13 protein-coding genes are annotated in these 14,193 nt (G+C 73.2%); 4 read left to right on the top strand and 9 right to left on the bottom strand.

From position 1 onward, the window contains the following. Positions 1-22: 22 nt before the first annotated feature. The 4 genes from MNY62_RS18820 to MNY62_RS18805 all read right to left on the bottom strand — a co-directional run bounded on the left by MNY62_RS18820 (position 23) and on the right by MNY62_RS18805 (position 6,265). Positions 23-1,585 (bottom strand): ammonia-forming cytochrome c nitrite reductase subunit c552, encoded by a 1,563-nt coding sequence (locus tag MNY62_RS18820; protein ID WP_242345810.1) that lies wholly within the window; start codon positions 1,583-1,585, stop codon positions 23-25. A 107-nt stretch (positions 1,586-1,692) separates the two neighbouring features. Continuing rightward, positions 1,693-3,090 (bottom strand): sigma-54-dependent transcriptional regulator, encoded by a 1,398-nt coding sequence (locus MNY62_RS18815; RefSeq protein ID WP_242345808.1) that lies wholly within the window; start codon positions 3,088-3,090, stop codon positions 1,693-1,695. Beyond that, positions 3,087-4,814 carry a two-component system sensor histidine kinase NtrB gene (locus MNY62_RS18810; protein ID WP_242345805.1) on the bottom strand — a complete coding sequence of 576 codons (1,728 nt, stop codon included), beginning with the start codon at positions 4,812-4,814 and terminating at the stop codon, positions 3,087-3,089. Before MNY62_RS18810 ends, MNY62_RS18815 begins: the two co-directional genes overlap by 4 nt. 134 nt (positions 4,815-4,948) lie before the next feature. Beyond that, positions 4,949-6,265, bottom strand: coding sequence for an O-acetylhomoserine aminocarboxypropyltransferase/cysteine synthase family protein (locus MNY62_RS18805; RefSeq protein WP_242345803.1), 1,317 nt, complete (start codon positions 6,263-6,265; stop codon positions 4,949-4,951). 162 nt (positions 6,266-6,427) lie between these two features. On the opposite strand from MNY62_RS18805, the gene MNY62_RS18800 reads away from it, so the two are divergent. Continuing rightward, on the top strand, positions 6,428-8,248 hold the full coding sequence (locus MNY62_RS18800; protein WP_242345802.1) for an AMP-dependent synthetase/ligase: 1,821 nt from the start codon (positions 6,428-6,430) through the stop codon (positions 8,246-8,248). Between the two features lie 10 nt (positions 8,249-8,258). Here MNY62_RS18800 and MNY62_RS18795 read toward each other — a convergent pair whose 3' ends face one another. The 4 genes from MNY62_RS18795 to MNY62_RS18780 are packed head-to-tail and all read right to left on the bottom strand — an operon-like array spanning position 8,259 to position 11,824. Further along, complete coding sequence (locus tag MNY62_RS18795; protein ID WP_242345800.1) at positions 8,259-9,323, bottom strand: tetratricopeptide repeat protein; 1,065 nt, start codon at positions 9,321-9,323, stop codon at positions 8,259-8,261. Between the two features lie 12 nt (positions 9,324-9,335). Further along, positions 9,336-9,746, bottom strand: coding sequence for a secondary thiamine-phosphate synthase enzyme YjbQ (locus MNY62_RS18790; protein WP_242345799.1), 411 nt, complete (start codon positions 9,744-9,746; stop codon positions 9,336-9,338). 12 nt (positions 9,747-9,758) lie between these two features. Continuing rightward, positions 9,759-10,886, bottom strand: a complete 1,128-nt coding sequence (locus MNY62_RS18785) for an ArsA family ATPase (RefSeq protein ID WP_242345797.1) — start codon at positions 10,884-10,886, stop codon at positions 9,759-9,761. Next, positions 10,883-11,824, bottom strand: coding sequence for an ArsA-related P-loop ATPase (locus MNY62_RS18780; RefSeq protein ID WP_242345795.1), 942 nt, complete (start codon positions 11,822-11,824; stop codon positions 10,883-10,885). The genes MNY62_RS18785 and MNY62_RS18780 overlap by 4 nt, the downstream gene beginning before the upstream one ends. 41 nt (positions 11,825-11,865) lie before the next feature. Between MNY62_RS18780 and MNY62_RS18775 the strand changes: the two genes are divergently transcribed. Then, on the top strand, positions 11,866-12,180 hold the full coding sequence (locus tag MNY62_RS18775; protein WP_242345794.1) for a hypothetical protein: 315 nt from the start codon (positions 11,866-11,868) through the stop codon (positions 12,178-12,180). Position 12,181: 1 nt separating this feature from the next. Then, on the top strand, positions 12,182-12,949 hold the full coding sequence (locus MNY62_RS18770) for a ParA family protein (RefSeq protein WP_242345792.1): 768 nt from the start codon (positions 12,182-12,184) through the stop codon (positions 12,947-12,949). Positions 12,950-12,952: 3 nt separating this feature from the next. Here the strand turns inward: MNY62_RS18770 and MNY62_RS18765 are convergent, their stop codons facing one another. Then, the gene (locus MNY62_RS18765) at positions 12,953-13,552 is read right to left on the bottom strand and encodes a polyhydroxyalkanoate synthesis regulator DNA-binding domain-containing protein (RefSeq protein ID WP_242345790.1); all 600 of its coding nucleotides are present in this window, start codon (positions 13,550-13,552) and stop codon (positions 12,953-12,955) included. A gap of 110 nt (positions 13,553-13,662) precedes the next feature. Between MNY62_RS18765 and MNY62_RS18760 the strand changes: the two genes are divergently transcribed. Next, positions 13,663-14,193 (top strand): zinc-ribbon domain-containing protein (locus MNY62_RS18760; RefSeq protein ID WP_242345789.1); only part of this gene is annotated, 531 nt, incomplete at its 3' end.

The raw sequence follows: 14,193 nt of genomic DNA, 5'->3' as shown, positions 1-14,193 counted from the left end.
CGCCTCGTGGCGCCTCGCGCGCCTACTTCGCCTTCTCCTGCGGCTTCTGCGGCGCCGCCGGCACGGTCGCCGGGTGCGTCCCGGGCGCCTGGCTCGGGCCGGGCTGCGCGGTGGGGACGACCACGACCTTCACGTCCGGCTTGAACGTCGCGTCGCGCAGCACGAGCTGCCCCTGGCGCGTGTAGTCGATCGAGTCGCCGAGGATCCGCAGCGCCTCCTGCGGCGCGTGGAAGCCGGTCGAGTTCTCCGCCTCGACGAAGTCCAGGTAGAACTGCGCGCGCCGCTGGAGGTAGCGCGCGGCGTCGAGCTGCTCCGGGGTCGCCTTGCCGTCCCCCTGCGCCTTCTGGATGTCGCCGATGAGATCCATGAGCGCATCCATGGCGATGTTGCGCTCCTTGTAGAAGCGGTCCTGCTCCGCGATGACCCGGTCCTTGAGCTCGTCCGGCTTGACGCCCGCGTGGCACCTCGTGCAGGACGCCTCGACCTTGAGCAGCGGGCTGTTCACCTGGTGGTCAGTGATCTTCTCGCCCTTGTACTGGATCTCGGGCATGTGGCAGTCGACGCAGGTGACGCCCGACCGGGCGTGGATGCCCTGGTTCCACATCTCGAACTCCGGGTGCTGGGCCTTGAGCGCGGGCGCGCCGGTCGTCTTGTGCACCCAGTCCTTGAACTTGATCTCGTCGTAGTACGACATGATGTCTTCGACCTTGATCCCGTTGAACCAGGGATAGGTGAGCTGCTTGTCGTCGCCCTTGAAGTAGTACTCGACGTGGCACTGCCCGCAGACGAACGCGCGCATCTCCTTCTGCGAGGCCTGCTTGTTCACGTCGTAATCCTTGACGCCCTGCTTCGCCTTGAGCGCGCGGATGCCGTTGATGAACCCGGGCCGCGTGACCCTGAGGGACATCGTCTCCGGGTCGTGGCAGTCGATGCACGCCACCGGGTGGTCGACGAGCTTGCGCGCCTCCATGTAGGACATCGCGTTCATCTTGCGGAACCCGGCCTCGAGGTCGCCGTTCCCGAGCTTCTTGTAGGGGACGTAGACCGAGCCGTGGCACTGCATGCACGAGCCCGGCTGCTTCACGACCGCCTGACGCTTCGTGAAGGTCTGGTCCTCGAGCATGTACGCGTGGCCGCGCTCCTCGCGGAAGTCGACGCTGAAGGCGTAGCCCGCCCACATCGTCTTGAGCCGCGGGTCCTCCTCGATCTTCTCCTGCGACACGACCGAGCGCGGGTCGGCCTCGTCCGGCGTGCGCGGCAGCGCCTCCGAGCCGCCGTACTTCGTGCGGACCTGGTCGACGGTCTTCTTGTAGGTCTCGTACTGGAGCGGATACTCCTTGCCCCACACGGCGGGATCGACGGTCTCGTCGGTGATCTTTCCACCCGCCGCGGCGGCGGGCGCGGCCTTCGCGGCCGGCTTCTTCGCCTTGGCGGAGGGCTTCTGCGCCTGGGCGGCCTGGGCGGGCTTCGCGGCCTTGGCCTTCTCCTGGGTCTGCGCCTGCGCGAGCGTCGCGGCGGCGCCGAGCAGCGCGGCGACGCCGAGGGCGATCGCGGCGCGGCGGCTCTTCGGTTTCCGGTCGGTCATCGCCCCGTTGTGCAGCACGCCCCGGCGGAGCGACGGAGCCAATGCGGGGCACGCCCGCGAGGGATGCAAACGGACGCTTGCCGGGGAGGCGGGCCGGCGGCCGGGTCTCACCGGTAGTCGTCGCGCGAGAGCCCGTACGCCTTCATCTTCTCGTACAGGTTCCGCTCGGCGATCCCCGCGGCGCGCGCGACCTCGCCGACGCGCCCGCGGTGCTCCTTCAGGAGCCGCGTGAGGTACTCGCGCTCGAACCGCTCGACGAGCCGCTGCTTCGCCTCGAGGAGCGGCAGGGACGGGTCGACGAGCGCCGCCGCCCCGAACGCGTCCGCGCGCGGTCCCGCGCCGAGGATCGGCGCGATCGCGGCCCACCCCATGAGCACCGCGCGCTCGCACAGGTTGCGCAGCTCGCGGACGTTCCCGGGCCAGGGGTAGGCGCGCGCCGCCGCGATGACGTCGGGCGGCGGCAGGGGCGCTCCGCGGCCGTAGCGCTTCGCGAACGAGCCGAGGAAGTGCTCCATGAGCGCGGGGAGGTCCCCCGTGCGCTCGCGCAGCGGGGGCAGGCGGATGGGGATGACGTTCAGGCGGTAGTAGAGGTCGTCGCGGAAGCGCCCCTCGCGCACGAGCGCCTCGAGGTCGCGGTTCGTCGCGGCCACGATGCGGACGTCCACGCGGATGGCATCCTGGGCGCCGACGCGCGTGAGCTCCTGCTCCTGAAGCACCCGCAGGAGCTTCGCCTGGATGGCGAGATCGAGGTCGCCGACCTCGTCGAGGAACAGGGTCGAGCCGTGCGCCTGCTCGAACCGCCCGATCCGCCGGGCGACGGCCCCGGTGAACGCGCCCTTCTCGTGCCCGAAGAACTCGCTCTCCATGAGGTCGCGCGGGATGGCGGTGCAGTTCACCGCCACGAACGTGCGGTCGCGGCGCGCCGAGCGGCGGTGGATGGCGCGCGCGACGAGTTCCTTGCCGGTGCCGGTCTCGCCGCGCAGGAGCACCGTCGCGTCGGCGTCGGCGACCTGCTCCACCATCGAGAAGACCTCGCGCATGGCCGGCGAGGTCCCGACGATCTCCTCGAACCCGGCCGCCTGCTCGAGCTCGCCGCGCAGGCGCGCCACGTCGCGGCGCTGCCGCTCGTGCGCGACCGCGTGGCGGAGCACGAGCGCGAGCTCGTCGTAGCGGATGGGCTTCGTGAGGTAGTGGAGCGCGCCCTTGCGCATCGCCTCGACCGCCGTCTCGACCGTCGCGTGCGCGGTGACGAGCACGACCGGCAGCGAGGGGCGGATCGCGTGCACGCGATCCATGAGGGCGATGCCGTCGAGGTCCGGCATCTTGAGATCCGAGACGACGGCGAGCGGATCCGACTCGTCGAGCCGCGCGAGCGCCTCGGCGCCGGAGGAGGCGACGAGCACCTCGAAGCCCTCGAGCGAGAGATTCGCCTTCGCGACCTTGCGGGTGCCGGGATCGTCGTCCACGACGAGGACGAGGCCCTCCGAGGCGGCGGGGGCGCTCACGGCGCCTCCAGGTCGGCGGGGCTGCCCGCGGGGGCGACCAGCCCGGCCGCGGCGGCGCGGCGCACGGGGAACCGGATCGCGGCGACCGTGCCGCCGCCCTCGCGGGAGGACAGCGCGAAGCGGGCGCGGTGCTGCTCGACCGCGCGCGAGACGACGACGAGGCCGAGGCCGGTGCCGGTCGGCTTCGTGGTCACGAAGGGCCGGAGCACCTCGTCGAGCTCCTCGGCGGGGATCCCGCAGCCGCGGTCGCGTACCTCGACCACGATGGTCCCCTCGCCGCCCTGGGTCTCGTAGCGGCTCGCGAGCTCGACCGGCTCGACGCCGCCCGCCTCGAGCGCGTTCTGGAGCAGGTTCACGAGGGCCTCGGTGATCATCGGCGCGTCCACGTCGAGCACGGGCAGATCCGGGGCGAGCTCGAGCCGCACCGCGTCCGCCGGGAGCCCGCGCGCGACCGCGACCTTCTGGGCGGCCTCGCGCAGGAGCCGGTTCACCGACACCGGCGCGAGCTCCGGCTCGCCCGGGCGCGCGACCTGGAGCAGCTCGGAGACGAAGCGGTTCACCCGCTGCACCTCCTCGCCGATGAGCCCGGCGTACTCGGCGACCTCGGCGTCCCCCTCGAAGCGCCGGTTGAGGTACTGCGCCGCGCCGCCGATCGCGTTCAGGGGGTTCCGCAGCTCGTGGGCGATCTGCGCGGACATCTGCCCGAGCCCGGACAGCCGCTCCGCGTCGAGGAGCCGCCGCTCGAGCGTCCGCCGCTCCGCGATGTCGCGGATCACCATGACCGTCCCGAGGTACGCGCCGTCTGGGCCCTTCACCGGCGCGTAGGTCGTCTCGAACCGGCCCTCGCGCTCCTTGATGATGGAGTGCGCCGGGCCGGCGTCGTCGCCGTCGCGGAGGTAGCGCATCACGCGGTCGAGCATCGAGTGCGAGGCCTTCGGGTGGCAGTCGCGCAGCGGACGGCCCGGCCCGCCGGTGAGGTTGCGCAGCACCCGGCCGGCCTTGTTCACGAGCGCGACGCGGTCGTCCGCGTCGATGAAGAGGACGCCGTCCGCCATCGAGTCGAGGATCGCCTGGAGCCGCGCGAGGTCGGCCGCCCGGGCCTCGCGCGCCGCGTTCGCCGCGGCGAGCGCCTCGGCGAGCCGCTGGGTGCGATCGGCGACCCGTCGCGCCGCGCGCAGCACGAGGACGACCGCGATGCCGATGGCGAGGAAGGTGAGGCCCACGAGCGCCCAGATGCGGCGCGCGGACGCGGCGAGCCGCGGCCCGAGCTCGGTCGTGTCCAGGGCCACGAGCAGCGCGCCGTTCACGTCCGCCGCGCCGTGGCACGCGCGGCAGGTGGCGCCGTTCCCGATGGGCTTCGAGAGGACGAAGCGCCGCTCGGTCCAGCGCGCCTCGGGACCGAAGCCGAGCCGCGCGGGCGTCTCGCCCGCCGCGAAGCGGACCCGGCCGTCGGGGCCGGCGAGCGCCGCGCCCGCCACGCCCTGGGTGCGCGAGACCGCCGCGAGGATCGCGCCCATGCTCTCCGGCCGGTGCTCGGCCATCGCCTCCGTGACGGAGCGCTCCAGCGCCTCGGCGAGCGCGCCCGCGCGGCCCTCGACGAGCCGTCGCTCCGCGTGCGCCTCCTCGGCCTGGAGGTACGCGCCCGCGACGCCGGAGACCACGGCGGCCACGGCGAGGAGGAGGAGGGCGGTGCGGCCCGCTGCCGCGAAGGTCCCGACGGGCATGGCGCCGGGAACCTACCGCGGGCGGGCGGGGGCGGGGAAGGCGCCCGTCCGCCGCGGGCGCGCGGAGGGCGCACGGCCGCGGCGGCAGGCGAGGCCGGGCCGCCCGCGGGGCCCGGCCCACCCGAGGGGAGGCGTCAGCGCGCCGCGGCGAACGCCGCCTCGAAGTCCTCCTTGATGTCGTCGATGTGCTCGATGCCGGAGGAGACGCGGATCTGGTCGGGCGTGACGCCCGCGCTCTTCTGCTCCTCCTCGGAGAGCTGCTGGTGGGTGGTCGACGCCGGGTGGATGACGAGCGTCTTCGCGTCGCCGACGTTCGCGAGGTGCGAGGCGAGCTTCACCGAGTTGATGAACGTCTTCCCCGCCTCGTACCCGCCCTTGATCCCGAAGGTGAAGACGCCGCCGAACCCGTTCCGCAGGTACTTCCGCGCCCGCTGGTGGTGCGGGTGCTTCTCGAGCCCGGTGTAGTTCACCCACGCGACCGAGGGGTGCGTCTCGAGCCACTGCGCGAGCGCGAGCGTGTTGTCGACCTGGCGCTGCACGCGCAGGGAGAGCGTCTCGAGCCCCTGGAGCAGGAGGAACGCGTTGAACGGCGAGAGCGCGGGCCCGAGGTCGCGCAGCCCCTCCACGCGGGCGCGGATGATGAACTGGATGTTGCCGAACGGCCCCTTCGGCCCGAACACGTCGTTGAACACGAGGCCGTGGTACCCCGGCGACGGCTCGGTGAAGACCGGGAACTTGCCGCTCGCCGCCCAGTCGAACTTGCCGGAGTCGACGATCACGCCGCCGATGGAGGTGCCGTGCCCGCCGATCCACTTCGTCGCGGACTCGACGACGATGTCCGCCCCGTGCTCGATCGGCCGGACGAGGTAGCCCCCCGCGCCGAAGGTGTTGTCCACGATGAGCGGGATCCCGCGCTCGTGCGCGACCTTCGCGAGGGCCTGGAAGTCGGGGACGTTCCCGGCCGGGTTGCCGATGGACTCGACGTAGAGCGCCTTCGTCTTGCCGTCGATCGCCTTCGTGAGCGCGCCCACGTCGTCGCCGTCGACGAGCTTCACGCCGATCCCCAGCCGGGGCAGCGTCACCTTGAACTGGTTGTAGGTGCCGCCGTACAGCAGGCTGGTCGAGACGATGTTGTCGCCCGCCTGCGCGATGTTGGCGATGGCGAGGAACTGCGCCGCCTGGCCGGACGCGGTTGCGAGCGCCGCGACGCCGCCCTCGAGCGCGGCGACGCGCTTCTCGAAGACGTCCGTCGTGGGGTTCATGATCCGCGTGTAGATGTTCCCGAACTCCTTCAGCGCGAACAGGTTCGCCCCGTGATCCGCGCTGTCGAACGTGTAGGAGGTGGTCTGGTAGATGGGCACCGCGCGGGCGTTGGTGCCGGGCGCCGGTTCCTGTCCGGCGTGGACCTGGAGCGTCTCGAAGCGCAGCTTCCGGTCGGGGGGGATGGTCATCGGCGTCCTCGTAGGCTGTCCGTTAAGTGAGACAGGCATCCTATTTGGCGGACGAGCGCGGCGTCAAGCCGCGTCCCCGCATTGCGCGCTTGCTGAGGTGGTCGCGCGGCCGCAGCCTCGGGGGTACAGTCCAGCCGCTTTTTCACCATGGAGACCCGACCCTTGGCAGAGCTCGCCCCTCGCAACGTCCCCGAGCTGTTCCTGGAGCGCGTCGGCAAGACGCCGACCGCGGAGGCGTTCCGCTACCCGCTCGATGGTGGCTGGAAGAGCCTCACCTGGGCGGAGACCGAGGCTCGGGTGCGCGCGATCGCGGGCGGGCTGCGCGCCCTCGGCGTCGAGAACGAGCAGGTCTGCGCGATCGCCTCGTCCACGCGGATCGAGTGGGTCCTCGCCGACTTCGGCGTGCTCTGCGCCGGCGCGGCGACGAGCACGGTCTACCCCTCGTCGATCGCGGAGGAGTGCGCGTTCATCCTCTCCGACTCGGGCGCGGTGGTCGCGTTCGCGGAGAACGACGAGCAGGTCGCGAAGCTCGTCTCCCGCCGCGCCGAGCTGCCCGCGCTCCGTCACGTGGTGACCTTCGACGGCCGGTCGAGCGCGGACCGGTGGGTGATCACGCTCGCCGAGCTCGAGGAGAAGGGACGTGCTCACGACGCCGCCCACCCCGGCGAGTTCGAGGAGCGCGCGGCGGGCCTGCGCGGCGACGCGCTCGCGACGGTCATCTACACCTCGGGCACCACGGGGCGGCCGAAGGGCGTCGAGCTGACGCACGCCTGCTGGGTCACGCAGTCGAAGGCCGTGCAGGACTGCGGAATCCTGGGCCACCCCGACCCGCTGCAGTTCTTCTGGCTCCCGCTCGCGCACGTCTTCGGCAAGATGATCGGGACGGCGCAGCTGCGCATCGGATTCCCGACCGCCATCGACGGCCGCATCGAGAGGATCGTCGAGAACCTGAGCGTCGTCCGGCCGACCTTCGTCTGCGCCGTGCCCCGCATCTTCGAGAAGGTCCACGCCAAGGTGCTCCAGAACGCCCGCGAGGGTGGCGCGGTGAAGGCGGCGATCTTCCGCTGGGCGCTCGACGTCGGGCTGGCGCGCTCCCGGGCGCTGCGCGCGGGCAAGCGGCCGTCGGCCGTGCTCGCCGCCCAGTACGCGGCCGCGGACCGGCTCGTGTTCCAGAAGGTCCGGGCGCTGTTCGGCGGGCGGCTCCAGTTCTTCGTCTCCGGCTCCGCGCCGCTCTCGAAGGAGATCGCCGAGTTCTTCGACGCGATGGGCGTCGTGATCCTCGAGGGCTACGGCCTCACCGAGTCGTCCGCGGCGACGCACGCGAACCTGCCCTGGGCGCGACGGATCGGGGCGGTCGGCACGGCGCTGCCCGGGATCGAGGTGAAGATCGCCGAGGACGGCGAGGTCCTCATGCGCGGCCCGTGGATCATGCGCGGCTATCGGGGGCTGCCCGAGCAGACGGCGGAGGCGCTCGACGCGGAGGGCTTCCTGCACACGGGCGACGTGGGCCACCTCGACGCGGATGGCTTCCTCGCCATCACCGACCGCAAGAAGGACCTCATCAAGACCTCCGGCGGCAAGTACGTCGCGCCGACGGAGCTCGAGTCGCGCCTCAAGGTGCTCTCGCCGGTGGTGGCCCAGGTGCTCGTCCACGGCGATCGCCGGAACTACATCACCGCGCTCGTGACGCTCGACCCGGAGGCGATCACCCACTGGGCGGGCCAGCACGGCCTCGGGAGCATGACGCCCGAGGCGCTGGCGCGCGCGCCCGAGGTGAAGGCGCTCGTCCAGCGCGCCGTGGACCAGCTCAACGCCGGGCTGCCGCGCTTCGCGTCCGTGAAGCGCTTCGCGATCCTGCCGCGCGACTTCAGCGAGGCGGCGGGGGAGGTCACCCCGTCCCAGAAGCTGAAGCGGAAGCTCGTCGAGCAGCGCTACCGCGCCGAGCTCGACGCGATGTATCGCGAGCCGCCGCGCTCGCCCTGACGCCCTCGCGCTACTCCGCGGCGAGCGTCGCGCGCAGGCGGTCGAGCGACGACGCCGCGTCCGCGAGGAACCGCACGTCCTCGACGCCCGCGCGCCGGGCGAGCTCGAGCGTCTCCTCGTAGGCGGTCATCGCCTTCGCGGCGAGCACGCGGACCTGGCGCCGGAGCTCCGCCCGGTAGCTCGCCGCCTGCGCGTCGTCGAGCCCGGGCGGGAGCGGCGCCTCGAGGACCTGCTCGCGGAGCGCGTCGTAGAGCTCGCCCACCCGGTACCCCGCCGCCACCGCCCAGCGCTCGTCGCCGAGCCGGATGGCCGCGAGGTACTCCTCCTGGGCGGCGAGGAGCAGCGCCGACTTCCGCTCGAGCTCCGCGGCGAGCGCGCCCGCGTCGGCGCGCGCCGGGTCGAGCGGCGCGGCGAGGAGCGCCGCCCGGCGGAGCTCGCCGAGGTAGAAGAGGGCCTGGGCGGCGGACCCCGGCGCGAGCCGCTCGGTCGCGCTCGCCGCCGCGTACGCGGCGAGCGCCTCCCGCAGCGTCGCCTCCGCCTGCTCGGGCTTGCCGGCCTCGAGCTCGACGACGCCGCGCTCGGCGAGCGCACGGACGCGCGCGGCGGCCGGCAGCTCCGGCCGCGCCAGGAGCCGCTCGAGGGTGGCGCGCGCGTCCGGGAGGTCGTCGAGCCGGTAGTGCGCCTCGGCGGCGCGGAACGCGCCCTCGAGCGACTCCGGCCCACCCCGCGCCTCGAGCGCGCGGAACCGCTCGAGCGCGAGCCGCCACTCGCCCTGCCGCGCGTACGCGGCGCCGGCGCCGAGGAGCGCCCGCGGGACGTGCGGCGAGCGCGGGTACCGGTCGGCGAGCGCGGCGAAGGCGGCGGCTGCCCGCGCGTCGTCGTCCGGGCCGGCCGCGCCGGCGGCGGCGGTGCCGATCGCGAGGAGCTCCTCGTCGTTCTTGCCTGCGAGCTCCGCGTCGAGGGCCGAGCGGGCCGGCGCGTCGGGGGGGAACGTCACGCCCGCGTCGCCGGGGGCGGGCCGGCGGGCGGTGGCGCAGGCGAGGAGGAGCGCGGTGGCGAGGAGGGCGCGGCGCATCGTGGGAGGAGCCTAACCCGCGAGGAGCTTCAGGAGCACCTTCCGCGTTCGCGGGCCGTCGAACTCGCACAGGTAGACGCCCTGCCAGGTGCCGAGCACGAGCTCGCCGCGCTCGACGACGATCGTGGCCGAGCTGCCGACGAGCGACGCCTTCACGTGCGCGTCGCTGTTCCCCTCGGCGTGCCGGTAGGCGCCTCCGGGCGGACGATCCGGGACGGCGTTCGCGAGCGCGAGGAGGAGGTCCGAGCGCACGTCCGGGTCCGCGTTCTCCTGGATCGTGATCCCCGCGGTGGTGTGGGGGACGAACGCGACGAGGATCCCGCTCTCGACGCCGCTCTGGTGGAGGGCCGCCCGGACGCGCGCGGTGACGTCGACGAGGTCGTTCTCCGCGCGGGTCCTGATCTCGAGCGGGGGGAGGAGCATTGCGGTCCGAACCTAAAGCCGCTCGGCGAGCCTGGCGAGGCCCCGCAGGTCGTGGACGTCGCTCTCGAGGCGCGGGACCACCGCGTAGGGGGCCGACACCGACTCGAACAACCGCTCGAGCGCCCGGCGCTCCGCGGACGCGAGCGCCTGGTGCTCGGCGAGGGTCTCCGCGAGGCGGCGCGCGAGCCCGGGATCGTTTCCGCCCCGCGCGTCGAGCGGCGGCGCGAGATCCTCCGGGGAGGGCAGCGGCGCCGCGCCTGGCCAGAGATCCGGGGTGACCCGGTTCGCCACGAGCCCCGCGACCGGCATCGACTCCGCGTGGAGCCGCTCGTGGAACGCCATCGCCTCGTCGATCGAGATCGGGCTCGGCGAGGTGACGAGCACGAAGCCGACCTCCGGGCGCGAGAGCAGCGCGCGCACCGCGCCGGCGCGGTCCTTGAAGCCCTCGTACATGCCCTGGAAGCCCTGGAGGAAGTCGCCGAGGTCCGAGAGCGCGGCCTGCCCGGTGAAGCGCGCGAGCGTCTTCGCCACGTAGCCGCCGCCGATCTGGGCGAGCCTGAGCCCGAGCTTGCCCGCGCCGATCGCGGGCGCGAGCAGCACGCGCGCCGCGTCGTTGCCGAGGAAGTCGAGGATGCGGTCCGGCGCGTCGAGGAAGTCGAGGGCGTGGGCGGTCGGCGGCGTGTCGAGGACGATGAGGTCGTAGTCGCGATCGGTGGCGAGCTCGTACAGCTTCTCCATCGCCATGTACTCCTGCGAGCCGGCGAGCGCGGAGGACATCTGCTGGTAGAGCCGGTTCTTCAGGATGCGCTCGCGGCGGGCGGGATCCGGCGCGTGCCGCGCGACGAGATCGTCCCACGTCCGCTTCACGTCGAGCATCATCGCGTGGAGCTCGCCCTTCGCCCGGAGCCCCGCCTCCGCGAACTTGTGATCGGGGACGCGCGACTCGACGTTCCCGAGGGACGAGAGGCCCAGCGCGTTCGCGAGCCGGCGCGCCGGGTCGATGGTGCAGACGAGCACGCGCCCGCCGGAGAGCGCGCGGTCGAGCGCGATCGCCGCCGCGACGGTGGTCTTCCCCACGCCCCCCGAGCCCACGCAGACCACGATGCGCCGGCTCGCCGCCGTCTCGCGCACGGCGGTCACGGCGCCCCCTGCGGCGGCGCGGCCGCGATCGCGTCGGCGATCCGCTCGACCGCCTCCGCTCCCCACTCCGCCACCGGGAGCAGCGGGAGCACCGTGGTGGGGAGGTCGAGCGCGGCGCGCGCGCGCGCGAGGTAGCGCTGGGCCTGCTCCGCGCGGAGCGCCTGCAGGCGGGCGGCGGTGGCCGCCGGCCCGAGCGGGGGCGGCGCGCCCACGAGGGACTCGAGGCGGGTCTCCTCCTCGTGCGTGAAGCGGACCTCGGGCATCGCGTTCACGAACAGGGCGGCGCGCGGGATGCCGAGCTCGTTGCGCACCTGGGCGTCGAGCTCGATCGCCTCGTTCACCGGCATCTCCTCCGGCAGCGTGACGATCGCGAGCGCGGTGCGGACCGGGTCGAGCAGCAGGGCCTGCATCCACTCCGCGTCGCCGCGCAGCGGCCCCGCGGGGACGGTGTCGAGGAGCGCGGAGGGGACGCGGAGGAGCTGGACGGCGTGGCCCGTCGCGGGCGCGTCCACGATGACGACGTCCCAGCGGGGCCGGCCGCGCTCCTCGGACTTCGCCTCGAAGAGGATCTTGCCGAGCGTGACCAGCTCGGCGAGCGAGGGGATCACCCGGAGGAAGTGCCGCACGAGCCGGTTCTCGAAGACCGCGTCGTAGATGGTCCGGAACTTGAGGACCATGATCCCGTACTCGCGCATCGCCTCGTGCGGGGTGACGTTCAAGGTGAACAGGCCCGGGCGCGCCTCGCGGACGCTCGATCCGGCCGGCGGGGCACCGAGGAGCGGCGCGATCCGCTCGCGCGCGTTCACCTCGCAGACGAGCACGCGCTTCCCGGCGCGGGCGGCCAGGACGGCGAGGGCGGCGGACACGGTCGACTTCCCCACGCCGCCCTTGCCCGTCACCACGACGAGCCTCCGATCGAGAAGGGTCGGGGTGGGCACGAGGCTTGACAAGCTAGCGAGGGGAGGGTGACAAGTCCAACATGCCGTTCGACGAGATGCTCAGGAATCCCATGCTGAAGCGCGCCCTGGAGGCGAGCGAGGAAAGGATGGGGCGTTTCGTCGGCAAGCTCCTCGCGAGCGAGCGCGTGACCACCGGGCTGCAGACCCTCTTCTCGTCCGCCGTCCAGGCGAAGGAGACCTTCGACAAGGGCGTGCGCCAGGCGCTGCACGCGGCGAACCTGCCCTCGAAGGACGAGGTCGCCTCGCTCAAGCAGAAGCTCTCCGAGCTCGAGTCGATGATCGACGGCCTCGCCGCCAAGGTGGACCGCGGCGGGGACGACGACGGCCGCGAGTAGCATGCGGCGCATCGCCTTCGTCAACGAGAAGGGCGGCACCTGCAAGACCACGCTCTGCGTGAACGTGGCCGCGCACCTCGCGGCGCGGGGACTGCGCGTCCTGGTCGCGGACCTCGACACCCAGGGCCACGCCGGGAAGTCGCTCGGCGTCGACGTGCGCGGGCTCTCGCCCACCATCCACGACCTCCTCGCGGGCGATCTGCCCATCGAGGCGATCGCCGTCCGGACGCCCATCCCGGGGCTCGAGATCCTGCCGGCGAACAAGGAGCTCGCCGCGTTCCCGGTCGCAGTGGCGTCCGCGCCCGACCGGGCCGAACGGCTCGCCCGGCGCCTCGACGCGATCCCCGCGGGCGCCTACGACGCCGTGCTCATCGACGCGCCGCCCTCGGTGTCGCTCGTCACGGAGAACGTGCTCGTCGCGGCGAGCGAGATCGTCATCCCGGTCGCGCTCACGTACCTGGCCCTCGACGGCTGCGCGGAGATGGTGCAGAGCCTCGACGCGATGCGCGCGGTGCGCGGCCGGGCGCCGGCGCTCACCCTGGTCGTCCCGACGCTCTACCGGAAGACGCAGCTCGCCGACGAGATCCTCGCGCGGCTCCGGGCGCGCTTCCCCGCGGAGCTGTCCAGCACCGTGCTCGGCTGGTCGGTGAAGATCGACGAGGCCCAGAGCCACGGGCGCACGATCTTCGAGTACGCGCCCCGCTCGTCGGGCGCGCGGGCCCTCGCCGCGATCGCCGGCGAGATCCTGGCGCGCCCCCCCGCCGCGTGAGCGCTACTGCTTGGGGGCGAGCTCGTCGAGCCGCTTCTCGAGCGCCTCGATCCGCCGCGAGATGTCGTCGAGCTGCTTCCGCGCGTCGGAGGCCGTGGCCATCTGCTCGACCGCGGTGCGCACCCGCTCGTCGACCCGCTTCTGGAACACGGCCATCGTCTCCTGCGACGACTGCACCATCTCGCGGGCGCGATCGCTCGTCTGCTGCCCCTTCACGAGCAGGGTCTGCACCCGCTGCTCGGCGGCGGCGCGGACCGCCTCGACCCGGCCGCGCAGCTCGGCTTGCGTCCCCTCGACGAGCCGTTGCGCCACCTCGCCGCCGTGGCGAATCAGATCGCGCAGCGTGTCGAGGCTCATCTTCGAGGTCTTCTTCTCCTCCTCGAAGATGATCTGCGCGAGCGTGACGGACGTGAGGTCCTCCTTCGTCCGGTTGTCGATGATCTGCACCTCGGCGCCCGCCTTGATCATCTGGGCGATCTCGTCGAGGGTCACGTAGCGCGACTCGACCGTGTCGTAGAGCTTACGGTTGGTGTAACGCTTGATGACCTTGGGCTCGCGCCCCCCCGCGGAGGGCTCGCTGGCTGCGGGGCGTTCTTCGTTCATTGGGGGCCGTCCGAGGTGAGTAAGTGCGCGATCTCAAAGGATTGTTCTGGGACGGACGCTTTGTGTCAAGCGCCGCTGCGGTGTAATCTGCGGATCCCGAGTGGGGCCGCATGATCGTCCTCTGCACCAGCTGTCAAGCGAAGTTCCGCGTCGCGGACGAGAAGATCGGCCCGCGCGGCGCGAAGGTGCGCTGCTCGCGGTGCCAGACCGTCTTCTCCGTGCACCGCGAGCTCGGCGCGACGTCGCTCCCGGCCGCGCTCCGCTCGGTTCCGGCCGCGTCGCCCGCTCCGCGCCCGCGGCGCGCGCCGGCGCTCGACGTCGAGCTCGAGCCGCCCGCGCGCTCCACCGCTCCGCCGCCGGGGGATCCCTTCGCGTTCGCTTCGCCGCCGGAGCCGCCGCCCGCCCGCCCGGACCCCTTCGCCGCCACGTTCGATCCGTTCGCCCCCGCGCCCCCCTCGGCGCCGGAGCCGGATCCGTTCGCGTGGACGGTCCCGGCGCCGTCCGCGCCCGATCCGCTCGAGGCGGGCGCGCCACGCGATCCCTTCCAGTCGGCGGATCCGTTCGGCCCGTCGATCGCGATCGACGATCCTTTCGGCGCTCCCGGCGCCGCCCGCGCGCCCCCTCCGGTCGCCCCCCGCCCC

Origin of the sequence: Anaeromyxobacter terrae (assembly GCF_022690685.1) — a bacterium.
In the GTDB taxonomy this organism is placed as follows: domain Bacteria; phylum Myxococcota; class Myxococcia; order Myxococcales; family Anaeromyxobacteraceae; genus Anaeromyxobacter; species Anaeromyxobacter terrae.
This window is presented reverse-complemented; position numbering and strand designations above follow the sequence as displayed.